At 69.9% G+C, this 22,152-nt stretch carries 17 protein-coding genes; 3 read left to right on the top strand and 14 right to left on the bottom strand.

All coding sequences use genetic code 11. The features are described from left to right. Window positions 1–159 precede the first annotated feature (159 nt). The 6 genes from ACIP4Y_RS25560 to ACIP4Y_RS25535 form a co-directional block, all read right to left on the bottom strand. Entirely contained in the window at window positions 160–999 is an 840-nt protein-coding gene (locus tag ACIP4Y_RS25560) for a shikimate dehydrogenase (RefSeq protein ID WP_401397614.1), read from the bottom strand. 933 nt (window positions 1,000–1,932) lie between these two features. Further along, window positions 1,933–3,594, bottom strand: a complete 1,662-nt coding sequence (gene mltG / locus ACIP4Y_RS25555; RefSeq protein ID WP_401397611.1) for an endolytic transglycosylase MltG — start codon at window positions 3,592–3,594, stop codon at window positions 1,933–1,935. A 122-nt stretch (window positions 3,595–3,716) separates the two neighbouring features. Continuing rightward, window positions 3,717–4,181, bottom strand: a complete 465-nt coding sequence (ruvX, locus tag ACIP4Y_RS25550; RefSeq protein ID WP_401397609.1) for a Holliday junction resolvase RuvX — start codon at window positions 4,179–4,181, stop codon at window positions 3,717–3,719. Window positions 4,182–4,195: 14 nt separating this feature from the next. Next, window positions 4,196–6,868, bottom strand: a complete 2,673-nt coding sequence (gene alaS, locus ACIP4Y_RS25545; RefSeq protein ID WP_401397606.1) for an alanine--tRNA ligase — start codon at window positions 6,866–6,868, stop codon at window positions 4,196–4,198. Then, window positions 6,868–7,215 carry a hypothetical protein gene (locus tag ACIP4Y_RS25540; protein ID WP_401397603.1) on the bottom strand — a complete coding sequence of 116 codons (348 nt, stop codon included), beginning with the start codon at window positions 7,213–7,215 and terminating at the stop codon, window positions 6,868–6,870. The genes alaS and ACIP4Y_RS25540 overlap by 1 nt, the downstream gene beginning before the upstream one ends. A gap of 16 nt (window positions 7,216–7,231) precedes the next feature. Beyond that, window positions 7,232–7,657, bottom strand: a complete 426-nt coding sequence (locus ACIP4Y_RS25535) for a DUF948 domain-containing protein (protein WP_361480179.1) — start codon at window positions 7,655–7,657, stop codon at window positions 7,232–7,234. 162 nt (window positions 7,658–7,819) lie between these two features. Between ACIP4Y_RS25535 and ACIP4Y_RS25530 the strand changes: the two genes are divergently transcribed. Further along, the gene (locus ACIP4Y_RS25530; protein WP_401397600.1) at window positions 7,820–9,991 is read left to right on the top strand and encodes an ATP-binding protein; all 2,172 of its coding nucleotides are present in this window, start codon (window positions 7,820–7,822) and stop codon (window positions 9,989–9,991) included. Between the two features lie 21 nt (window positions 9,992–10,012). Here ACIP4Y_RS25530 and rpsD read toward each other — a convergent pair whose 3' ends face one another. The 5 genes from rpsD to ACIP4Y_RS25505 all read right to left on the bottom strand — a co-directional run bounded on the left by rpsD (window position 10,013) and on the right by ACIP4Y_RS25505 (window position 15,189). After that, entirely contained in the window at window positions 10,013–10,627 is a 615-nt protein-coding gene (rpsD, locus tag ACIP4Y_RS25525; protein ID WP_020938857.1) for a 30S ribosomal protein S4, read from the bottom strand. A gap of 301 nt (window positions 10,628–10,928) precedes the next feature. Next, complete coding sequence (locus ACIP4Y_RS25520; RefSeq protein WP_401397596.1) at window positions 10,929–12,284, bottom strand: replication-associated recombination protein A; 1,356 nt, start codon at window positions 12,282–12,284, stop codon at window positions 10,929–10,931. A 66-nt stretch (window positions 12,285–12,350) separates the two neighbouring features. After that, window positions 12,351–13,007, bottom strand: coding sequence for a vitamin K epoxide reductase family protein (locus tag ACIP4Y_RS25515; RefSeq protein WP_358647167.1), 657 nt, complete (start codon window positions 13,005–13,007; stop codon window positions 12,351–12,353). 202 nt (window positions 13,008–13,209) lie between these two features. Further along, window positions 13,210–14,472 carry a histidine--tRNA ligase gene (gene hisS / locus ACIP4Y_RS25510; RefSeq protein ID WP_401397592.1) on the bottom strand — a complete coding sequence of 421 codons (1,263 nt, stop codon included), beginning with the start codon at window positions 14,470–14,472 and terminating at the stop codon, window positions 13,210–13,212. 12 nt (window positions 14,473–14,484) lie between these two features. Beyond that, complete coding sequence (locus ACIP4Y_RS25505) at window positions 14,485–15,189, bottom strand: MBL fold metallo-hydrolase (RefSeq protein WP_401397589.1); 705 nt, start codon at window positions 15,187–15,189, stop codon at window positions 14,485–14,487. 170 nt (window positions 15,190–15,359) lie between these two features. On the opposite strand from ACIP4Y_RS25505, the gene ACIP4Y_RS25500 reads away from it, so the two are divergent. After that, on the top strand, window positions 15,360–16,184 hold the full coding sequence (locus ACIP4Y_RS25500) for a peptidylprolyl isomerase (RefSeq protein ID WP_358647173.1): 825 nt from the start codon (window positions 15,360–15,362) through the stop codon (window positions 16,182–16,184). 170 nt (window positions 16,185–16,354) lie between these two features. Continuing rightward, complete coding sequence (locus ACIP4Y_RS25495) at window positions 16,355–17,584, top strand: DUF349 domain-containing protein (protein WP_358647175.1); 1,230 nt, start codon at window positions 16,355–16,357, stop codon at window positions 17,582–17,584. 78 nt (window positions 17,585–17,662) lie between these two features. Here ACIP4Y_RS25495 and ACIP4Y_RS25490 read toward each other — a convergent pair whose 3' ends face one another. The 3 genes from ACIP4Y_RS25490 to secF all read right to left on the bottom strand — a co-directional run bounded on the left by ACIP4Y_RS25490 (window position 17,663) and on the right by secF (window position 22,150). After that, window positions 17,663–20,197 (bottom strand): RelA/SpoT family protein, encoded by a 2,535-nt coding sequence (locus ACIP4Y_RS25490; protein ID WP_401397587.1) that lies wholly within the window; start codon window positions 20,195–20,197, stop codon window positions 17,663–17,665. 316 nt (window positions 20,198–20,513) lie between these two features. Continuing rightward, the gene (locus ACIP4Y_RS25485; RefSeq protein WP_401397584.1) at window positions 20,514–21,053 is read right to left on the bottom strand and encodes an adenine phosphoribosyltransferase; all 540 of its coding nucleotides are present in this window, start codon (window positions 21,051–21,053) and stop codon (window positions 20,514–20,516) included. After that, window positions 21,050–22,150, bottom strand: coding sequence for a protein translocase subunit SecF (gene secF, locus ACIP4Y_RS25480; protein ID WP_401397581.1), 1,101 nt, complete (start codon window positions 22,148–22,150; stop codon window positions 21,050–21,052). The genes ACIP4Y_RS25485 and secF overlap by 4 nt, the downstream gene beginning before the upstream one ends. Window positions 22,151–22,152 lie beyond the last annotated feature (2 nt).

Raw genomic sequence — 22,152 nt, 5'->3', positions numbered from 1 at the left:
TCCTCAGTGCTCGCGCCCGGTACTGCCTTGCGCACGCGCGTCCTCGCGTACGGCGACGGCGCCACCCGGGTGCGCGACCCCGGTACGCCACCTCCGATCCTCCCACGTCCGGGGGCGGGGACCGGCCGCCGGTCCAGCAGGCGGACGCGTGCGCGGGCGTCAGCGGGCCGCGAGCGCCTTCTCGCCGGCGTGCCGCATGGCCTCCAGCGGGCCCGGGATGCGCCCGGTCATCTGCTCGAACTGGAGCACGGCCTGGTGGACCAGCAGGTCCAGGCCGCTGACCACGGCACCGCCGAACATGGACCAGCGGGCCGCCAGCCCGGTGGGCCAGGGGTCGTAGAGCACGTCGAAGAGGGTGGCGGGGCGTTCGGGTACGGCGGTGGCGAGGGCGTCGGTGGTACCGGCGGGCGTGGTGGCGATCACCAGCGGGGCGCGCAGCGCCTCGGCCGCGTCCGACCAGTCCGCCGTACGCACCTCCACGTCGAGCCGTTCGCCCCACTGCCGCATCTCGGCGGCGCGGGCCTCGCTGCGGACGTAGGCGACGACCTCCCCGGTGCAGACCCGGGCCAGCGCGGCGAGCGCGGAGGAGGCGGTGGCGCCGGCGCCGAGGATCGCGGCGGAGTCGACCTGCTCGATGCCGTGCTCGCGCAGGGCGGCCACCATGCCCGGGATGTCGGTGTTGTCGCCGAGCCGGCGTCCGTCCTCGGTGAGGACCAGCGTGTTGACGGCGTCGACCGAGGCGGCCGTGTCGCTGATCTCGTCGAGCAGCGGGATGACCGCCCGCTTCAGCGGCATGGTCAGCGACAGCCCGGCCCACTCCGGGCCGAGCCGGTCCAGGAACCCGGGCAGGGCGGCCTCGTCGACGTCGAAACTGTCGTACGACCAGCCGGTGAGTCCGGCCGCCTCGTACGCGGCCCGGTGCAGCACCGGGGAGAGGGAGTGGGCGATCGGCGAACCGAGCACGGCGGCACGACGGCCGTCAACTGCCTTCGATGTCATGGAGAGCTACCCTCGGATTCCACGGATTCAGGTTACCTTGACCGACCTTCCGCCTCTCCAGGAGCTCGTCGAGCTTACGGATGAGCGGAGGCGCCAGCGACGGGCTGGCGAATCCACCGGATCCGCCAGAAAGTCACGTCTGCCGCTTGGCGATACACCCAACCGCACAACACGGCGCGACGGCCAGCCAACTTGCAAAGCGAGTTGGCTGGCCGTCGAGTTCAGAAGCTAAGCCTTGTCAGGCCTGCTGACGCAGGTACTCTCATTCACCTTGCCTGCATTACCGGTGCAAGCCTCCAGACGGATGGAAGCCCCGTCAGCAAACCAGACTTCGTCCCGACTCTCTTCGCAAGTATGCGCCCCCTTCTTGTTCCAGACAGTCGCCGCGAGCTTGCCCTTGTAATAGATTCGACCAACCGCAGCGTGACCGTCTGCCTTTTCGTCACAGGTATTCCAGTACTCAGTAGAAGAGTCATAGCCGACCATCGCCCCGCCATCCGCGGAATATATGACCCCGGTAGCGTTGGCCGATCCTGCCGCGAACCCGACGACAGCGACACTCATGGCCGCAACGGACCCCAGCCGTGCGAACTTCATACCGCTTCCCCCAACGTGGATACGTGAAGTGGTGTTGACTTCACTAATAGTTATGGTCGACCGTTGACCATACATGCAGCCTTGATTGTGTCCAAACAAGAAACTGGGACGTTCATGCCCGTCAGTCGGGCAATCTTGGTGCGCTCGGGCAACCGGGAAACGAGCGAGACCGCTGGTCAGGGAGTCCACGCCCCAGATGCCGTCCAGCTACAGGCCGCGGCCAGGGACCGGGGGACCTACTCGACCGCTTGGAGGAGAGTGAGGCTGACCTGAACCAGCCTCCTCCTGGCCGAGCACACCCTGTCCCTCAGGGCAGCGAGTAGCCGCGCGCTGCCATCAGTTCTTGTTCCTCGCCGCGTTCCACTCGTCGACTAGCTTCTCGTGGTCCGCGAGCGTCTTCGTGAACTTGCTGGTTTTGCCGTCCATCGAGATGAAGTAGTACCAGCCGTCGTGAGTCGGGTTGAGCGCACCCCTGAGCGCCTCCTCGCCAGGGTTGTCGATAGGTCCCGGCGGCAACCCCTTGGAGAAGTAGGTGTTGTAGGGGTTGCCGTACCTACGCAGCTCGGCGATGCTCAGATCGAGCTTGCTCTGATTCTTCACGTAGTTGTAGGTGGAGTCGAACTCCAATCGACCGTAGGTCTGAGGGTTATCGACCTTGAGTCGGTTGTATACGACCTCCGCCATCTTGCGGAAATCATCGTGACTGGTGCCCTCGGCCTGCACCAGGCTCGCCACCGTAAGCAACTGCCAAGGACTGTCGAGGCCCAGCGCCTGAGCCTTGTTCTCTAGACCCAACGCTTTGTACTCCGCGGTGGACTGAGCCACCATCTTCCTGAGAACGGCCGCAGGCTTCTGTTCCTTGGTGACCGCGTAACTCGAGGGGTAGAGGAAGCCTTCCAGCGGGTCCTTCAGGTTCGGGTGGTTCATCGCCCAGGCAGGTAGCCCCAGGTGCTTGTACTCCTTCTTCGCGACCCGCGCCGTGGTGCCCGTCGCCACTCCGAGGCGCTTGTCGATCAGGGCGTACACCGCTGTGTTGCGGAGGCCCTCGGCGATGATCAGGTTGCTGCGGCTCTTCGGGCTCAGCATCAGGTCCACCGCGCTCGCGGCGGACATCTCCTTCTCCAGGGTGTAGACCCCGTCCTGGAGCGATTTACCGTCAGGGTTGGCCTGCAGCGCGGAGACGAACGCGGCGGCGCTTTCGACGACACCCGCGTCCTTCAGCTTCTGACCGATCTCCCAGCCCCCCGCGCCCTTGGGGATCTCGACTGTGACCTGCTCCCCGTTGCCGTCGCCCGCGTAGTCCGGAGCCGTGCCGAAACGATTTTGGTAAAACTGGTAGCCGAAATACCCGACTCCGGCGAGGCCTCCGCCGAACACCAGGACGACCACCATGCAGGCGCAGCCGGTGCGCCGCTTCTTGCTCTTGACGGGCTTCTTTCCCTTGCCGCGCCGCTCCCGCCGGCTCTGGAGCTCGTGCTCCTCGTCGTCCTCCCCGCCGTCCCCCGCGAAGATGGCGGGCTCCTCCTCCTCGCCCGCCGTCTCCGGCTCGGGCTCCGGCTCGGGGCGCCTGCGGCCGGGCGGCTCCGGCGGCGGATAGGCGTCCTCGGTGCCGTAGAAGTCGGGCTGTTCCCCGCCGTAGGCCACGGGCTGCTGGCCGAACGGGTCGCCGGGGTCGGCCGCGTACGGCACCTGGCCGTGGGTGCCGGTCGCGTCCCAGCCGCCCTGGTGGACGTGCTGCTGGGTCTGGCCGTGGAACCGCTGGTCGTACTGCTGCTGACCGGATCCGTCCGGGTACGAGTGCTGCTGCCCGTCGTACCCGGGCTGCTGCTCCTGGCTCCAGTCGCCGTACTGCGGCGCCTGCGGATAGTGCTGGGGCTGACCCTCGTAAGGGGACTGCCGGCCCGCGTGGGTCTGCTGTCCTCCCCATCCGCCGTCCCCGTACAACGGGTCCTCCGGATGCCACGGTTCGGAGCCTGGGCCCCGGCCATACTCAGTCATCGATCCCCTAGAGCCGCGAGGCCGACGGTCACGCGGCCGGGGGGCCGGCTTCCGCTCCGCCTCTTGCTGTGCCCCGGCTGTTCGAACACCGGCGCATCGCGCGGAACGTTACCGTATCGCGATCAGATGACCACTTCGACGCCTTCGCCGGGTGGATTGTCTGACACCCGTTCGGATTCCAGGGCCTGCTGCAAAATGATGACGGCGGCGGCCTGGTCGATGACCGCGCGGCCCTTCTTCGACTTCACCCCCGAGGCGCGCAGTCCCTGACTGGCCGTCACCGTCGTCATCCGCTCGTCCACCAGCCGCACCGGTACCGGCGTGATGCCCTTGGCCAGTTCCTGGGCGAAGGCGCGGACCTTGACCGCGGCCGGGCCCTCGCCCCCCTTGAGGGAGCGAGGGAGGCCGACGACGACCTCGATCGGTTCGTACTCCGCCACCAGCTGACGCAGCCGGCGGTGGGCGGCGGGGATGTCCCGGCCGGGGACGGTCTCCACCGGGGTGGCGAGGATCCCGTCGGGGTCGCACGAGGCGACCCCGATCCGGGCGTCCCCGACGTCGATCGCGAGCCGACGTCCTCTGCGCATGTCTCGACCGCTTCTTACTTGGCGGTCTCGGCGACGAGGCGCTCGACGGCCTCGACGGCCTCGCCGACGGCGGCCGGGTTCTGGCCGCCGCCCTGGGCGACGTCCGGCTTGCCGCCACCGCCGCCGCCGAGCGTCTTGGCGGCCGTACGGACCAGGTCGCCGGCCTTCAGACCGCGGTCGCGGGCGGCGTCGTTGGTGGCGATGACCGTGAGCGGCTTGCCGTTGTTCACCGTGAAGAGGGCCACGACGGCGGCGCGTCCGCCCTGGATCCGGCCGCGCACGTCGAGGACCAGCTTGCGCAGGTCGTCCGGCGTGGTGCCGTCCGGGACCCGGCCGGTCACCAGGGCCACGCCCCGCACGTCCTTGGCGGACTCGGCGAGGCCGGCGGCGGCCTGGAGCACCTTCTCGGCGCGGAACTTCTCGATCTCCTTCTCGGCGTCCTTCAGCTTGCCGAGCATCGCGGAGACCTTCTCCGGCAGCTCCTCCGGACGGCCCTTGAGCAGCTCGGTCAGCTGGTTGACCACCGTGTGCTCGCGGGCGAGGAAGTTGTAGGCGTCCACACCGACGAGGGCCTCGATACGGCGGACACCCGAGCCGATGGAGGACTCGCCGAGCAGCTTCACCAGGCCCAGCTGGGCGGTGTTGTGCACGTGCGTGCCGCCGCACAGCTCCTTGGAGAAGTCGCCGATGGTCACGACGCGCACCCGCTCGCCGTACTTCTCGCCGAACTCGGCGATGGCGCCCTGCTTCTTGGCCTCGTCGATACCCATGACCTCGGCGCGCACGTCGAGGTCGCGGGCGAGCACCTCGTTGATCTTCTGCTCGACGTCGGTCATCACGGCCGTCGGCACGGCGGACGGGGAACCGAAGTCGAAGCGGAAGCGGCCCGGCTGGTTCTCGGAGCCGGCCTGGGCGGCCGTCGGGCCGAGGGCGTCGCGCAGGGCCTGGTGGGTGAGGTGGGTGGCCGAGTGGGCGCGGGCGATGGCGTGGCGGCGGCGGGCGTCGATGGAGGCGTGGGCCTTGGCGCCGACCGTCACCTCGCCGACCTGGACGACGCCCTTGTGGACGTACACGCCCGGGACCGGCTTCTGGCAGTCGCGGACCTCGATGACGGCACCGGAGTCGACCTTGATCTTGCCGGTGTCGCCGATCTGGCCGCCGCCCTCGGCGTAGAACGGGGTGCGGTCCAGGACGATCTCGACCTCGTCGCCCTCGGTGGCGGCCGGGGAGGAGACGCCGTCGACCAGGATGCCGACGATCGTGGTCTCTCCCTCGGTGTCCGTGTAACCGATGAAGTCGGTGGCACCGGCGGAGTCGGCGATCTCGCGGTAGGCGCCCATGTCGGCGTGGCCGGTCTTCTTGGCCTGTGCGTCGGCCTTGGCGCGCTCCCGCTGCTCCTTCATCAGGCGGCGAAAGCCCTCCTCGTCCACGGACAGCCCCTGCTCGGCGGCCATCTCGAGGGTGAGGTCGATCGGGAAGCCCCAGGTGTCGTGGAGCAGGAACGCCTTGTCGCCCGGCAGCACGTTCGAGCCCGAGGCCTTGGTCTCGGTGACGGCGGTGTCGAGGATGTTGGTGCCGGCCTTCAGCGTCTTCAGGAAGGCGTTCTCCTCGGCGAGGGCGACCTTCTCGATGCGCTCGCGGTCGGTGATCAGCTCCGGGTACTGCTGGCCCATCATCCGGATGACGGTGTCGATCAGGTCCTTGACGACCGGACCGGTGGCGCCGAGCAGCCGCATGTTGCGGATGGCGCGGCGCATGATGCGGCGCAGCACGTAGCCGCGGCCCTCGTTGCCGGGGGTGACGCCGTCACCGATGAGCATGGTGGCCGTGCGCATGTGGTCGGTGACCACGCGCAGGGAGACGTCCGAGGCGTGGGCGTCGCCGTAGCGGACGCCGGTCAGCTCGGTGGCCTTGTCGATGACGGCCATGGAGGTGTCGATCTCGTACATGTTCTGCACGCCCTGCAGAATCATGGCGAGCCGCTCCAGGCCGAGGCCGGTGTCGATGTTCTTGCTCGGCAGGTCCCCGAGGATCTCGAAGTTGTCCTTGCCGATGCCCTCACCCCGCTCGTACTGCATGAAGACGAGGTTCCAGATCTCCACGTACCGCTCGTCGTTGACGGCGGGGCCGCCCTCGACGCCGAACTCGGGGCCGCGGTCGTAGTTGATCTCGGAGCAGGGGCCGCAGGGGCCGGGGACGCCCATGGACCAGAAGTTGTCCTTCATGCCCAGGCGCTGGATGCGTTCCTTGGGCACGCCGACGACCTCGTGCCAGATCTGCTCGGCCTCGTCGTCGTCCTTGTAGACGGTGATCCACAGGCGCTCGGGGTCGAGGCCGTAACCGCCCTTGTCCTGGGGGCTGGTGAGCAGCTCCCAGGCGAGCTTGATGGCGCCTTCCTTGAAGTAGTCGCCGAAGGAGAAGTTGCCGCACATCTGGAAGAACGTGCCGTGCCGCGTGGTCTTGCCGACCTCTTCGATGTCGGGCGTGCGCACGCACTTCTGCACGCTGGTGGCGCGCGGGAACGGCGGCTTGACCTCACCCAGGAAGTAGGGCTTGAAGGGGACCATGCCGGCGGGGACGAGGAGCAGAGTCGGGTCGTCCGCGATGAGCGACGCCGAAGGGACGACGGTGTGCCCGCGCTCCTCGAAGAAGCTCAGCCAGCGGCGGCGAATCTCGGCCGACTCCATCAGTGGTCCTCATTCCGGTTGTACGAGTACGTCGTGTTCTCGATGTACTTCGGGTTGCTGCGGTTGTTCTCGATGGCGGCGTACCGCCGGGGCGCCGGGAGCTCCGGGCTGTCCTGGATGCCGAGGGCCTCCTCCAGCTCGGCCTCCCGCTGGGCCATGTTGTCGCGGACGTCGAGCGCGAAGCCGACCGCGCGGTCCTTCAGCCGCTGACCGGTCTCCAGGGCCTTGTTCGCCGCGGTGGCGGCGAGGCTCTCCGGGGTCAGCTGCTTCAGCTTGCGGTTGACCTTGGTGGTGGCCCACACACCTGCGGCGACTCCTGTGGTGAACCAGAACGTACGGCGGAACATCGCTCGGTCTCAGTCCTTACTTCCGCTTGCGTCGTGCGGCGGGGACCGTCCGGCCCACGATCACGGTACGCCGGGGCGACTTCCCAGGCACGTCCTCCTTGCGGCCGCCGAGCGCCCGGCGGACGCCGTAGCCGAAGGCCGCGACCTTCACCAGCGGGCCGCCGAAGGTGGAGGCGACGGTGCTGGACAGCGCGGAGGCGTTCGACGTGACCTCCTGGACGTCGGAGGCGATCGCGTCGACCCGGTCGATCTGCGTCTGCGCCGAGCGCACGGCCTCGGAGGCGTCGGCGAGCAGCGGCACCGCCTGGTCGGTCACGTCCGCGACGAGCTTGGTGGTCGCCTTGAGCGTCTGGGCCAGCCTCGCCAGTGCGACCGCGAGGAAGGAGACCAGGATCGCCCAGAAGACGGCCACCAGGATCCCGGCCACCTCTCCACCGGACACTGTGCGCACCCGCTCCCTGAAACGTGCCTGAACATCGAAAAAGTCGTGCCCCGAGCCTATCGCGCCGGGGCCGAGGCTCCGTACCCGATTACCGTGCGGGGCGGGCGGAGTTGCGGGAAGAGATTGTACGGAGTGAACACGGTTCAGTACGCTCCGTGTCCTATGCGAGGTCCTCACAGTCCCGGCTTCCGGGCGGACGGCGATCCGCCCGTCGAACTCACCGCTTTCGTCGGGCGCTCGGCCGAGCTGGCCGAGTTGACGGCGACGCTCGGTCAGGCGCGGCTGGTGACCGTGACCGGGGTGGGCGGGGTCGGCAAGTCCCGGCTGGCCGTGCGGGCGGCTGTCCGGTGGGCCTCCGGCGCGGCGGCGGCCGGGCCGGGCTGGGGGCGGGTGGAGCTGTCGCCCGTGCGGGACCCGCAGTTCGTGGAGTACGCGGTCGTGGAGGCGCTGGGGCTGACCGACCACACCGCCCGCATGCCCCGGGAGACGCTGCTGGAACATCTGGCCGGCCGGCCGGCGCTGCTGGTGCTGGACGGGTTCGAGCATCTGGTGGCGGCCTGTGCCGATCTGACGGCGGAGCTGCTGCGCACCCTGCCGGAGCTGCGCGTGCTGGCCGTGGGCCGGCGTCCCCTCGGTCTCGCGGGCGAGCGGCTGTTCCCGCTGGCGCCGCTCGCCGAGGACGAGGCCGTGGAGCTGTTCGCGGACCGGGCCCGGACGCACGGGGTGCCGGTGGCCGACGGCCCCGAGGTCCGGGAGCTGTGCCGGCGGCTGGAGGGGATCCCGCTGGCGCTGGAGCTGGCGGCCGGACGGCTGCGGGTGCTGTCCCCGGCGCAGCTGCTGCACCGGCTCGACGACCGGTTCCGGCTGCTGACCGGCGGCGACCGGGACGCCCTCCCCCGGCACCAGACGCTGCGCACGGCGATCGGCTGGAGCCACGAGCTGTGCACGCCGGCCGAACGGCTGTTGTGGGCACGGCTGTCGGTGTTCGCTCAGACCTTCGACCTGGAGGCGGCGGAGTACGTGTGCAGCGGTGACGGGCTGGCCGCCGAGGACGTCCTGGACGTGCTCTCGGAGCTGCTCGCCCAGTCGGTCGTCTCCCGCGAGGAGACCCCGGCGGGCCCCCGCTACCGGATGCTGGACACCGTCCGGGCCTACGGCGCCGACTGGCTGGAGGCGACGGGGGACGCGGGCCGGCTGCGCAGACGGCACCGGGACTGGTACCTGGGCCTGGCGACCTGGTGCGAGCTGGAGTGGTTCTCGCCCCGGCAGCGGGAGGTGGCCGCGCGGGTCGACGCCGAGCTGCCGAATCTGCGGACGGCGCTGGACTTCTGTCTGACCGAGCCCGAGGAGGCGCATCTCGGCCAGCACCTGGCGGGTTCGCTGTGGTTCTGCTGGGTGGGCTGCGGCCGGCTCTCGGAGGGACGGCGCTGGCTGGAGCGCAGCGTGGAACTGGACTCGGAGTACGAGCAGTCCCGGCTGAAGGCGCTGTGGGTGCTCGGCTACGTGGCGATCCTGCAGGGCGACACCGTACCGGCGCTGCAGGCGCTCCAGGTCTGCCGGGAGCAGGCGGAGCGGTCGGCGGATCCGACGGCGGTGGCGTACGCCGAGCACCGCACCGGCTGTCTGGCCCTGGTCTCGGACGACATGGCCCGCGCAGAAACGCTGCTGCGGTCGGCGCTGGACCGCTACCGGGAGATCGGCGAGCTGAACAGCAACGTCCTGATGGGCCAGGTGGAGCTGGCGATGACGCGGGCGTTCCAGGGGGATCTCCCGGACGCGGTGCGGCTGTGCGAGGACGTGCGCCGGGTGTGCGAGGACCACGGGGAGCGCTGGGCGCGGTCGTACGCGCTGTACGTGCTGGCGTACGCGGCCTGGCAGGGCGGCGATCCGGTCCGCGCACGGGAGTTGCTGGCCGAGTGTCTGGACAACGCGCACTCCTTCCGCGATCTGCTCGGGACGGTGCTGTCGATCGAGCTGCTGGCCCTGGTGACGGTGACGCAGGGCGATGCGGTGGAGGCGGCGGTGCTCCAGGGCGCCGCCGGACGCATGTGGCCCTCGGTCGGGCTGCCGCTGTTCGGCTCGGCGTACTACAACGCCCCGCACGAGCTGTGCGAGGCGACGGCCCGGGAGGAGCTGGGCGACGAGCGGTACGAGGAGTGGGTGCGCCGGGGGGCGCGGCTGGACCGGGAGACGGCGGTGGCCCGGGCGCTCAGCAACGACGTCCGACCGCTGCCGGCGCTGCCGACGCCCCGGGGGCCGGTTCCGCACACCCGCTCCGGACAGCGCGAACCCGCCGCCTCGCCCACCCGGAAGGGCGGGGAGACGGCGGGCTGAGGGCCTACGCCGGAGCTGGGGTCAGCGGGCGTAGTACTCGACGACGAGCTGCTCGTCGCAGATCACCGGGATCTCCTTGCGGTTCGGCTCGCGGTCCAGGCGGAACGCCAGGGCCTTGAGGTTCACCTGCAGGTAGCGCGGGGTCTCGCCGTCGGGGGCGAAGCCACCCTCACGGGCGATCTGGAAGAGCGTCTTGTCCTTGGAACGGTCGCGGACCTGCACGACGTCGTCCGGGCGGACACGGAAGGACGGCTTGTCGACCTTCTGGCCGTTGACCTGGATGTGGCCGTGGACGACCATCTGGCGGGCCTGGTAGATCGTGCGGGCGATGCCCGAACGCAGGACCAGCGCGTCGAGGCGGCGCTCCAGCTCGACGATCAGGGCCTCACCGGTCTTGCCCTGGACCTTGGACGCACGCTCGTAGGCGCGGACCAGCTGGCGCTCGGAGATGTCGTACTGAGCGCGCAGGCGCTGCTTCTCCAGCAGACGGACCTTGTAGTCCGAGTTCTGCTTGCGGCCACGGCCGTGCTCACCCGGCGGGTAGGGGCGGGCCTCGAAGTACTTGACGGCCTTCGGGGTCAGCGCGATACCGAGGGCACGCGACTTCTTGACCTTGGGGCGGGACTGGTTCGCCACTCTTATCTCGTTTCCTAGTTTCCGGCTTGTCAGGATTAGGGAGGTCGCATCCGCAGCCGGGAAAACCCGCCGGGTCCGCAGGGGACCTGCCGGGCAGCCGCTTCCCTGGTCTGGGCACATACGTGCAGCACGCGAGTGGCCCACCGACCGTCCCGATACTGCGGGGGGTGGTGGGCTGCCCGCGACACCGTTCGACGGTGCGCGACGCTCCTGGAGTCAGTCCGCGAGGGACTGGACGTCCGGCTGACCGTCCCGTTCTGACAGCACGGGACTCAGCACTCCGGAGCAGTTTACAGGGTGCTCAGGACCGCTTGCGACCGAGGTGTTCACGGGTCCATTCCACGGCGTCCGCGTACCTGGCCTCGGCGCCGTGCCGGGTCGGCGCGTAGTACTCGCGGTCCTTCAGGGCGTCCGGGGCGTACTGCTGCTCGGCGATGCCCTCCGGCAGGTCGTGCGGGTACACGTACCCCTGGGCGTGGCCGAGCTTGGCGGCGCCCTTGTAGTGCCCGTCGCGCAGGTGCGGCGGCACCGGACCGGCCAGGCCCTTGCGTACGTCGTCCAGGGCGGCGCCGATCGCGGTGGTCGCGGAGTTGGACTTGGGAGCGAGGGCCAGGGCGATCGTGGCGTGGCTGAGGGTGAGGGCGGCCTCCGGGAAGCCGATCATGGCGACGGCCTGGGCGGCGGCGACCGCGATCGGCAGGGCGCCCGGGTCGGCCAGGCCGATGTCCTCGCTGGCGGAGATCATCAGGCGGCGGGCGATGAACCGGGGGTCCTCGCCGGCCTCGATCATGCGGGCCAGGTAGTGCAGGGCCGCGTCGACGTCGGAGCCGCGGATGGACTTGATGAGGGCGCTGGCGACGTCGTAGTGCTGGTCGCCGTCGCGGTCGTACTTCACCGCGGCCCGGTCGACGGTCTGCTCCAGCGTCGCCAGGCTGATCTCGCTCTCGCCCTGGTCGAGTGCGGCCCCGGCGGCGGCCTCCAGGGCGGTCAGGGCGCGCCGGGCGTCGCCGCCGGCGATCCGCAGCAGGTGCTCCTCGGTGTCCTCGGGCAGGCCGACCGCGTCCTTCAGGCCGCGCTCGTCGCTCAGCGCGCGCCGGAGCAGGCCCCGGATGTCGTGGTCGGTGAGCGGTTCCAGGGTGAGCAGCAGGGAGCGGGAGAGCAGCGGGGAGATCACCGAGAAGTAGGGGTTCTCCGTCGTGGCGGCGATCAGGGTCACCCAGCGGTTCTCCACGGCCGGGAGCAGGGAGTCCTGCTGGGCCTTGCTGAAGCGGTGGATCTCGTCCAGGAACAGGACGGTCTCCTTGCCGAAGCCGCCGGTGGCGCGGCGGGCGCCGTCGATGACCGCGCGGACCTCCTTGACGCCCGCGGTGATCGCGGACAGCTCCACGAACCGCTTGTTCGTCGCCTTGGACACGACGTACGCCAGGGTGGTCTTGCCGGTGCCGGGCGGGCCCCACAGGATCACCGAGGACGGTCCGGCGGGGCCGCCGTTGCCCTCGCCGACCAGCCGGCGCAGTGGGGAGCCGGGTTTGAGCAGGTGCTGCTGGCCCACGACCTCGTCGAGCGTGCGCGGGCGCATGCGCACCGCCAGGGGGCTGGCCGCCGGGTCCTTCTCCTGGCGTTCTTCTGCTGCTGCGGTGAAGAGGTCGGGTTCCACGCTGAAACCCTAGAACACCGCACTGACAATCGGGTCCTGGCCGTCAGCCGGCCCCCTGCCGCCCGGTCAGCTGGTCCAGAAGTCCCACCAGCGGGTGAGGACCAGCATGCCGATGATGCCGACGTGCAGGACCGGCAGCACCCAGGTGAACTCGCCGAAGAAGGACTTCAGCCACCGCGGGGACGGCAGGAAGTCGTTGCGGATGTTGAACGAGGTGACGTACCAGAACATGGTGATCGTGGCGACCCAGGCGAGCGAGCACCACAGGCACAGCGCGTTGATCCGGTACAGGGACTGGAACTGCAGCCAGGTGCAGAAGGCCACGCCGAACAGCGTGCCGAAGTTGAAGGTCAGCCAGTACCAGCGCGGGAAGCGGGCGCGGGCGAGCAGGCTCATGCCGACGCAGATGACGATGCCGTAGGCGACCAGGCCGAGCATCGGGTTGGGGAAGCCGAAGGCGGCGGCCTGCTTGCTCTCCATGACGCTGCCGCAGGAGACCACCGGGTTCAGGCTGCACCCGGGGGTGAACGTCTTGCCGGCGACCTTCGCTTCCAGCAGCTTGAACTTGTCGATCGTGATGACCCAGGCGGCCAGCAGTCCGGCCGCGCCGGTGATCAGCAGCACGATGGCGAAGGCACGGCTGCCGCCCACCGCGCGCGGGGCGTCGGCGGCGCGCTCCGGACCGGGTTCCGCGGAGACGTCTTTGACTGTCGTCTTGCTCATCACGCCGATTCCGTCACTTGAGAGTGGACCATCTTCGGGCACGGGTCATTCTGCCGCACGCGCCTGTGTGCGCACCGTTCGCTTCCCATAAGGAGTACGTACGACGCGTGCCGTCTGCTCGGTTCCGGACAGTCCCGGCCGGCCGGAAACAGGGGCGCCGGACGCCCCCTCGGGGAGCGTCCGGCGCCCACGCGCGTGCGGGTCAGCCGAGCCGGGCTTCCAGTTCCGCCACGATCTCGTTGACGCCGATCGCCGTCTGCTCGCCCGACTCCATGTCCTTGAGCTGGACGACGCCTTCGGCGAGGTCGCGCTCGCCGGCGACGATCGTGTAGCGGGCGCCCGAGCGGTTGGCGTTCTTCATGGCGCCCTTCAGGCCCTTGCCGCCGTACGCGAAGTCCGCCGCGATGCCCACCTTGCGCAGGTCGGTGATCTTCCCGAACAGCACCCGGCGGGCCTCCTCTCCGAGCGGGACGGCGTAGACCGAGGTGGCGGACGGGATGTCCAGTTCCACCCCCTCGGCCTCCAGCGCGAGGACCGTGCGGTCCACGCCCAGGGCCCAGCCGACGGAGGGCAGCGCGGGGCCGCCGATCATCTCGGACAGGCCGTCGTACCGGCCGCCGCCGCCCACCGCGGACTGCGAGCCGAGACCGTCGTGCACGAACTCGAAGGTGGTGCGGGTGTAGTAGTCCAGACCGCGCACCAGCTTCGGGTCGTCCTCGAAGGAGACACCGGCCGCCGTGATCAGCTCGCGGACCTCCTCGTGGTACGCCTTGCACGCGTCGCACAGGTAGTCGCGCAGCAGCGGGGCGCCCGTGAGCTGCTTCTGGACCGACTCGCGCTTGTCGTCGAGGACCCGCAGCGGGTTGATGTCGACGCGCCGGCGCGTGTCCTCGTCCAGGTCCAGGCCGTGCAGGAACTCCTGGAGCGCGGACCGGTACACCGGGCGGCACTCCTTGTCGCCCAGGCTGTTCAGCAGGATGCGGAAGTTCCTGAGGCCCAGCGAGCGGTAGGCCTGGTCGGCCAGGATGATCAGCTCGGCGTCCAGCGCCGGGTCCTCCGCGCCGATCGCCTCGGCGCCGACCTGGGAGAAGTGCCGGTAACGGCCCTTCTGGGGGCGCTCGTAGCGGTACTGCGAGCCCGAGTACCAGACCTTGACCGGGAGGTTGCCCGTCTTGTACAGGTTGGCCTCGAGGACCGCCCGCAGCACGGGCGCGGTGGTTTCCGGGCGCAGGGCCAGCCTGTCGCCGCCCTTCGTCTCGAAGACGTACATCTCCTTCGTCACGATGTCGGTGGACTCGCCGACACCGCGCGCGAAGAGCTCGACGTTCTCGAAGCCGGGGGTCTCGATGTAGCCGTAGCCGGAGCTCCTGAGCGGCGCGGCGATCGCCTCGCGGACGGCCAGGAACTTGGCACTGTCCGGCGGCAGCAGGTCGTACGTGCCCTTGGGGGCCTTGAAAGTGCTCACGGAAATCTCTCGTCACATTCCTCGTCGGGGAGCCTCGGCTCCCTGGCCGGCGGCCACCTGCCGCAGATAGGGGTTGGCGGCGCGCTCCTGGCCGATGGTCGTCTGGGGGCCGTGTCCGGACAGCACCACGGTGGAGTCGTCGAGCGGCAGGCACACACGGGCCAGCGAGTCGAGCATGTCCACCATGGATCCGCCCGGCAGATCGGTGCGTCCGATGGAGCCGGCGAACAGCAGATCCCCGGAGAAGAACACCGACGGGACGTCGGCGGTCTCGGGCATCCTGAAGGTCACCGACCCCTTGGTATGGCCCGGCGCGTGCGCGACGGAGAGCGTGAGGCCGGCCAGCTCCAGGGACGTGCCGTCGGTCAGCTCCCTGACGTCGTCCGGCTCCCCCACGGTCAGCTCGCCCATCAGCGGCATGCCGATGGACCGGCCGAGCGCCTTCTCGGGGTCGCTCATCATGTACCGGTCCTCGGGGTGGATCCAGGCCGGTACGTCGTGCGCCCCGCAGACGGGGACGACCGAGGCCACGTGGTCGATGTGGCCGTGGGTGAGGACGACGGCGACGGGCTTGAGCCGATGTTTCCTCAGCGCTTCCTCGACGCCTGGGGCGGCCTGGTGGCCGGGGTCGATGATCACGCACTCCTCACCGGCGGCGGGGGCGACGAGATAACAGTTCGTCCCCCAGGCCCCGGCGGGGAACCCGGCAATGAGCACGATCGTCCTTCGTTGTGTCGATTCACAGGCGGCTTCAGCTGCTGTCAGAGCCTACCGGCGCTGCCGTTTCCTCAGCCAACCCATATACGGTACGGGGCTACACGCAGCGGTCGGCTCACGAGGACGTACGCGTACCGCCCGACACACGACACGCATGAGGAGAGAACCCGGTGGTCAGCCAGGAGCAGCGGCGGCGTCAGCTCGCCCGGGAGAAGTTCTTGCGGCAGCAGCAGCGGCGCACCCAGGCGCGGCGCAAGTCCCGCGTGCGCAACTCCGTGATCGCGTCGGTACTCGGCGTGGTCGTGATCGGCAGTGTCGCTCTGTACACGACCGGGGTGCTGAAGAACGACGACGACAAGAAGACCAACGCGAGCGCCGAGGTCACCCCGAGCGCGACGCCGACGAGCAAGGCACCGGACCCGTGCGCGAAGCCGGCGGCCGGCTCGGTGAAGAAGCAGAGCTGGAAGAAGGAGCCGGCGATGACGATCGACACGTCGGCGAAGTACACGCTGAAGCTCGCGACGACGTGCGGCGACATCGGCGTGGCGCTGAAGACGTCGGCGGCCCCGCACACGGTCAACTCGTTCGACTTCCTCGCCGGGAAGGGCTACTTCGACCACACGAAGTGCCACCGCCTGACCACCCAGGGCATCTACGTCCTGCAGTGCGGCGACCCCCAGGGCACCGGCATGGGCGGTCCGGGCTACACGCTCCCGGACGAGAACCTCAAGGACAAGAGCCTGAAGAACAACACCTATCCGGCGGGCACGGTGGCGATGGCCAACACCGGCCAGAAGCACACCGGCGGCAGTCAGTTCTTCCTCGTCTACAAGGACAGCCAGCTGCCGCCGAGCTACACCCCGTTCGGCACCATCGACGCGGCCGGCATGAAGGTGCTGGACAAGATCGCCGCGGCCGGCGAGAGCACCGGCGCCGGCGACGGAGCGCCGAACGCGACGGTCGTGATCAACAAGGCGACGGTCGGCAAGTCCTGAGGTCACCGGTGCCGAAGCGACCGGAGGGACGGGAACGGCCGACTGCGGAATTTCGGTCGCGCTGGATGCGGACAGGCAACCCGCTGGTCGCCTATGTTGGCCGTGACGAAACTGTGGACGATGCCCGGGGGTGCTGAGGCCCCCCGCAGGCATCATGTGGAGGAGGCGCTGTGAGCAGCGACCCGTGGGGCCGCGTCGACGAGACGGGGACCGTGTACGTGCGTACGGCCGACGGCGAGAAGGTCGTCGGTTCCTGGCAGGCCGGCTCCCCCGAGGAGGCGCTGGCCTACTTCGAGCGCAAGTACGAGGGCCTGGTTGTCGAAATCGGCCTCCTCGAGAAGCGCGTGCGGACCACCGACCTGTCGGCGAAGGACGCCCAGGCCGCCATCGACCACCTGCGCGAGCAGGTCGACGCCCACCACGCGGTCGGTGACCTGGACGCGCTGCGGGCCCGGCTGGACAAGCTCGTCGAGACCGTCGAGGCGCGCCGCGAGGAGCGCAAGGCGCAGCGGGCCAAGCAGTCCGACGAGGCTCGCAAGGCCAAGGAGGACCTGGTCGCGGAGGCGGAGCAGCTGGCCCGGTCCGACCAGTGGCGGGCGGCCGGCGAGCGGCTGCGCGCGCTGGTGGACACCTGGAAGGGCCTGCCTCGCCTGGACCGTAAGTCCGACGACGAGCTGTGGCACCGCTTCTCGCACGCCCGATCGGCGTTCTCCAAGCGCCGCAAGGCGCACTTCGCGCAGCTGGACGCGCAGCGCGAGGAGGCCCGCCGCATCAAGGAGCGGCTGGTCGCCGAGGCCGAGGCGCTGTCCGGTTCGACGGACTGGGGTCCCACGGCCGCCCGGTACCGCGAGCTGATGGCGGAGTGGAAGGCAGCGGGCCGCGCCCAGCGCGAGCACGAGGACGACCTGTGGAACCGCTTCCGAGGCGCCCAGGACGTGTTCTTCGCCGCCCGCAGCTCGGTGTTCGCCGAACGGGACGCGGAGCAGTCGGAGAACCTGAAGCTGAAGGAGGAGCTGGCCGAGGAGGCCGAGAAGCTCCTGCCGATCGGCGACCTGAAGGCCGCGCGGGCCGCCTTCCGCTCGATCAACGAGCGCTGGGAGGCCATCGGTCACGTCCCGCGGGACGCCCGGCCGAAGGTCGAGGGGCGGATGCACGCCGTCGAGCGGGCGATCCAGGAGGCCGAGGAGGCCGAGTGGCGCCGGACGAACCCGGAGGCACGCGCGCGTGCCGAGGGTCTGACCGGTCAGCTCCAGGCCGCCGTGGACAAGCTGAAGGCGCAGATCGAGCAGGCGCGCGCCCAGGGCAACAACGCCAAGGCCGACAAGCTCCAGAAGGAGCTGGAAGGCCGTGAGGCGCTCCTGGAGCAGGCCCTGAAGGGCTTGCAGGAGTTCGGGGGCTAGATTCCCTCAGCGAGCATACGAAAGGCCCTGTACGCGCGTACGGGGCCCTTTCGTATGCCGGTCCGCCGGGCGGGCGGTCTACGACCGGGTGCGTCCGGAGGTCACGCGGTAGACGTCGTACACGCCCTCCACGCCCCGCACGGCCTTCAGGACGTGGCCGAGGTGCTTCGGGTCGCCCATCTCGAAGGTGAACCGGGAGGTGGCAACCCGGTCGCGGGACGTCTGCACGGCCGCCGAGAGGATGTTGACGTGCTGGTCGGACAGGACCCGGGTGACGTCCGAGAGCAGGCGCGAGCGGTCCAGCGCCTCGACCTGGATGGCGACGAGGAAGACCGAGGACTGGGTGGGCGCCCACTCGACGTCGAGGATGCGCTCCGGCTCGCGGGACAGCGACTCGACGTTGACGCAGTCGCTGCGGTGAACCGATACGCCGCTGCCCCGGGTGACGAAGCCGATGATGGGGTCGCCGGGCACCGGCGTACAGCACCGGGCCAGCTTGACCCACACGTCCTCGACGCCCTTGACCACCACGCCCGGGTCGGTGCTGGAGCGGCGCTTGCGACCGCGGGTGCGGGACGGGGGAACCGTCTCGTCGATCTCCTCGGTGGCCGCCTCCTCGCCGCCGAGGGCCTGGACGAGCTTCTGCACGATGCTCTGCGCCGAGACATGGCCCTCGCCGATCGCCGCGTACAGCGCGGAGATGTCCGAGTAGCGCATCTCGTGGGCGAGCGTGACCAGCGAGTCGCCGGTGAGGATCCGCTGGATCGGCAGGTTCTGCTTGCGCATGGCCCGCACGATGGAGTCCTTGCCCTGCTCGATCGCCTCGTCCCGGCGCTCCTTGGAGAACCAGGCACGGATCTTGTTGCGGGCCCGCGGCGACTTGACGAAGCCGAGCCAGTCCCGGGACGGGCCGGCGCCGGCCGCCTTGGAGGTGAAGACCTCCACGAGGTCGCCGTTGTCCAGGGTGGATTCGAGCGGTACGAGACGGCCGTTGACCCGCGCTCCTATGGTGCGGTGGCCGACCTCGGTGTGGACGGCGTACGCGAAGTCGACGGGGGTGGCACCGGCCGGCAACGCGATGACGTCACCCTTGGGCGTGAAGACGAAGACCTCGTTGCGGGACAGGTCGAAGCGCAGGGACTCCAGGAACTCGCCCGGGTCCTCGGTCTCCTTCTGCCAGTCCAGCAGCTGGCGCAGCCACGCCATGTCGTTGAGGTGGTCGTCCTTCTTGCCCGCCTTGGGCACGTCGGTGCGGACCTTGGAGGCGCCGGCGACGGCCTCCTGCTTGTACTTCCAGTGCGCGGCGATGCCGTACTCGGCGCGGCGGTGCATGTCGAACGTGCGGATCTGCAGCTCGACCGGCTTGCCGTTGGGGCCGATGACCGTCGTGTGCAGCGACTGGTACATGTTGAACTTGGGCATCGCGATGTAGTCCTTGAACCGGCCGGGGACCGGATTCCATCGCGCGTGCACGGTGCCGAGGGCGGCGTAGCAGTCGCGCACGGTGTCGACGAGGACACGGATGCCCACCAGGTCGTAGATCTCCGCGAAGTCACGGCCGCGGACGATCATCTTCTGGTAGACGCTGTAGTAGTGCTTCGGGCGGCCGGTGACGGTCGCCTTGATGCGGGCGGCGCGCAGGTCGGCCTGGACCTCGTCGGTCACTATGGCGAGGTACTCGTCCCGCTTCGGCGCGCGCTCGGCCACCAGCCGTACGATCTCGTCGTACATCTTGGGGTAGAGGATCGCGAAGGCGAGGTCCTCCAGCTCCCACTTGATGGTGTTCATGCCGAGGCGGTGGGCGAGCGGAGCGTAGATCTCCAGCGTCTCGCGCGCCTTCTTCTCCTGCTTCTCGCGCTTGAGGTAGCGCATGGTGCGCATGTTGTGCAGGCGGTCGGCGAGCTTGATGACCAGGACCCGAGGGTCCTTGGCCATGGCCACGACCATCTTGCGCACGGTCTCGGCCTGCGCGGCCTCGCCGAACTTGACCTTGTCCAGCTTGGTGACGCCGTCGACGAGGAGGGCGACGGTGTCGCCGAAGTCGCGGCGGAGCTGGTCCAGGCCGTACTCGGTGTCCTCGACGGTGTCGTGCAGCAGCCCTGCCATCAGCGTCGCCGGGTCCATGCCCAGCTCGGCGAGGATGGTGGTGACGGCGAGCGGGTGCGTGATGTACGGGTCGCCGCTCTTGCGCTTCTGGCCGCGGTGCCAGCGCTCGGCGACCTGGTAGGCGCGCTCGATCTGGCGCAGCGTGGAGTTCTCGATCTTCGGGTCGTTGCTGCGCACTATCCGCAGCAGCGGCTCCAGGACCGGGTTGTACGGGTTCGCGCGCTGGACGCCGAGGCGGGCGAGGCGGGCCCGGACGCGGTTGGAGGAGCCGGTGCGGGAGGGCTGCGCGGCCGGCTGGCGCACGACGGGGGGCTGGGCCGGGCGCTCGGGCGGGACCGGCTTGGGGCGCGAGGACTCGGCGCTCTTCTCGACGGGCGCGGACTGGGCGTGCTCGACCGTCCCGCGGGCGTCGTTCTTCACCTGCGAAGTGCTCGGCGCGGGCTTCGCCGCGGGGGCCGAGGCGGGCTCGGGCTTGGCGGCGGTCAGGTGCTGGGCCTCGTCTGGCAAGAGGGCTCCTCGTGCGCGATCCGGGTCCCCCGGTCAGGCTCCGGAGACCCCATGGTATCGATCCTGCGCCCGGTCATCGCCTGCAGGCGACTGTGAGGACCGTCTATCCGTGGAACACCGGGGGGGGGCCGCGGGATTCCGGGGAGGTGACGGGCGGGTGGTGCGGGGGTTGTCCCGGGGGTGCGGTGGGTGTCCGGCGGGTGGCTTCCGGGTGCCCCTTGCCGAGCCGTTCTCCCCTCCGTTTCCCGGGGCCGGTGCCGGGAACGCGGACGGCCGCCCCGGCGATGCCGGGGCGGCCGTCCGTGGGTGTGGGGGCTCAGACCTGGAGGAGCGCCTCCAGCGGGGAGCCGTCCAGGGCCGGTTCCAGGCGGGCGCGGCCGTCGAGGAAGCCCAGTTCCATGAGGACCGCGAGGCCGCAGACGTCGGCGCCCGCGCGCCGGATGAGCTGGATCGCGGCCTCGGCGGTGCCGCCGGTGGCCAGGACGTCGTCCACGATCAGGACGCGGTCGCCGGCGGCCAGGTCCTCCGCGTGCACCTCGATCTCCGCCGAGCCGTACTCCAGGTCGTACGCCTGGCGCAGGGTGGCTCCGGGCAGCTTGCCCGCCTTGCGGACCGGGATGAAGCCCAGGCCCGCGCGGACGGCGACCGGGGCGCCGAGGATGAAGCCCCGGGCCTCCAGACCGACGATCTTGGTGGCGCCGGTGTTGGCGGCGATCTCGGCCAGCGCGTCGGTGAGCGCGGTGAAGGCAGCCGGGTCGGCCAGGAGCGGGGTGATGTCCTTGAACATCACGCCCGGCTCCGGGTAGTCGGCGACGTCGCGGATGCGGCTGAGCAGCAGCTCCTGGATGTCGGTCATCGGCGCTTCCCCGAGGTGCGGCCACGGCCGCGGCCGCGGGCCGCGGGCTGGTTGCGCGGGCCCACCACGGCGGGCGCGGCCTCGTCGGCGTCGTCACCGGCGCCGCGGACCACGTCCTCGTCCGCACCGGCCTGGGCACGCTTGGCCAGGACCCGCTTGGTGAGCGCCTTCATCGCCGGCTCGCGCTCCTTGAGGTCGGCGACGAGCGGCGTGGCGATGAAGATCGACGAGTAGGCACCGGCCGCCAGACCGACGAACAGCGACAGGGAGATGTCGTTGAGCGTGCCCGCGCCGAGGAAGCCGCCGCCGATGAAGAGCAGACCGGCGACCGGCAGCAGGGCGACGACCGTGGTGTTGATGGAGCGGACCAGGGTGCCGTTGATCGACCGGTTGGCGATGTCGCTGTACGTCCAGCGGGTCTGCTTGGTGATGTCCTTCGTCTGCTCCTTCAGGCTGTCGAAGACGACGACCGTGTCGTAGAGCGAGTAACCGAGGATGGTCAGCAGACCGATGACCGTACCGGGCGTGACCTCGAAGCCGACCAGGGCGTAGATACCGGTCGTGATGGTGATGTCGTGGATCAGCGCGACCAGCGCCGCGATGGCCATGCGCCACTCGAACGCGATCGCCAGGTAGATCACGACCAGCACCATGAAGATCGCCAGGCCCTCCCAGGCCTTGTTGGCGATCTGCTCGCCCCAGCTCGGGCCGACCAGGTCGGCGGCGAGCTTCTCCGGGTCGAGGTTCAGGTCCTTGGCCAGCTCCTGCTTGATCCGGTCGGACTGGTCGGTGTCGATGCCCGCGATCTGGATGCGCAGGCTGCCGTTGCCCAGCTTCTGCACGACCGACTGGTGGCCCGAGGCCTCGTTGGCGTACTCCTCGGCCTTGGCCACCGAGGTGCTCATCTTGGTCGGCGTCGTGAAGACCGCGCCGCCCTGGAACTCGATGCCCATGTTCAGGCCGCGCACCGCCAGGCCGAGGATGGCCGTGATGGTGATCAGGATGGAGACGCCGTACCAGATCTTGCGCTTGCCGACGAAGTCGTAAGAGATCTCGCCGCGGTGCAGTCGAGCGCCGAGGTTGCCGAGTTTCGACATGC

The organism is Streptomyces sp. NPDC088810 (genome assembly GCF_044750305.1).
GTDB lineage: Bacteria > Actinomycetota > Actinomycetes > Streptomycetales > Streptomycetaceae > Streptomyces.
The sequence above is the reverse complement of the archived record's forward strand: the minus strand, read 5'-3'. Positions and strand labels throughout refer to the sequence as shown.

Excerpts from the sequence above, each read along its gene's own strand:
- ACIP4Y_RS25515 (WP_358647167.1), bottom strand. The coding sequence starts at position 13,007 with ATGAGCAAGACGACAGTCAAAGACGTCTCCGCGGAACCCGGTCCGGAG.
- ACIP4Y_RS25560 (WP_401397614.1), bottom strand. The coding sequence starts at position 999 with ATGACATCGAAGGCAGTTGACGGCCGTCGTGCCGCCGTGCTCGGTTCG.
- ACIP4Y_RS25485 (WP_401397584.1), bottom strand. The coding sequence starts at position 21,053 with ATGACCGACATCCAGGAGCTGCTGCTCAGCCGCATCCGCGACGTCGCC.
- ACIP4Y_RS25530 (WP_401397600.1), top strand. The coding sequence starts at position 7,820 with ATGCGAGGTCCTCACAGTCCCGGCTTCCGGGCGGACGGCGATCCGCCC.
- ACIP4Y_RS25540 (WP_401397603.1), bottom strand. The coding sequence starts at position 7,215 with ATGTTCCGCCGTACGTTCTGGTTCACCACAGGAGTCGCCGCAGGTGTG.
- secF (WP_401397581.1), bottom strand. The coding sequence starts at position 22,150 with ATGTCGAAACTCGGCAACCTCGGCGCTCGACTGCACCGCGGCGAGATC.
- ruvX (WP_401397609.1), bottom strand. The coding sequence starts at position 4,181 with ATGCGCAGAGGACGTCGGCTCGCGATCGACGTCGGGGACGCCCGGATC.
- alaS (WP_401397606.1), bottom strand. The coding sequence starts at position 6,868 with ATGGAGTCGGCCGAGATTCGCCGCCGCTGGCTGAGCTTCTTCGAGGAG.
- mltG (WP_401397611.1), bottom strand. The coding sequence starts at position 3,594 with ATGACTGAGTATGGCCGGGGCCCAGGCTCCGAACCGTGGCATCCGGAG.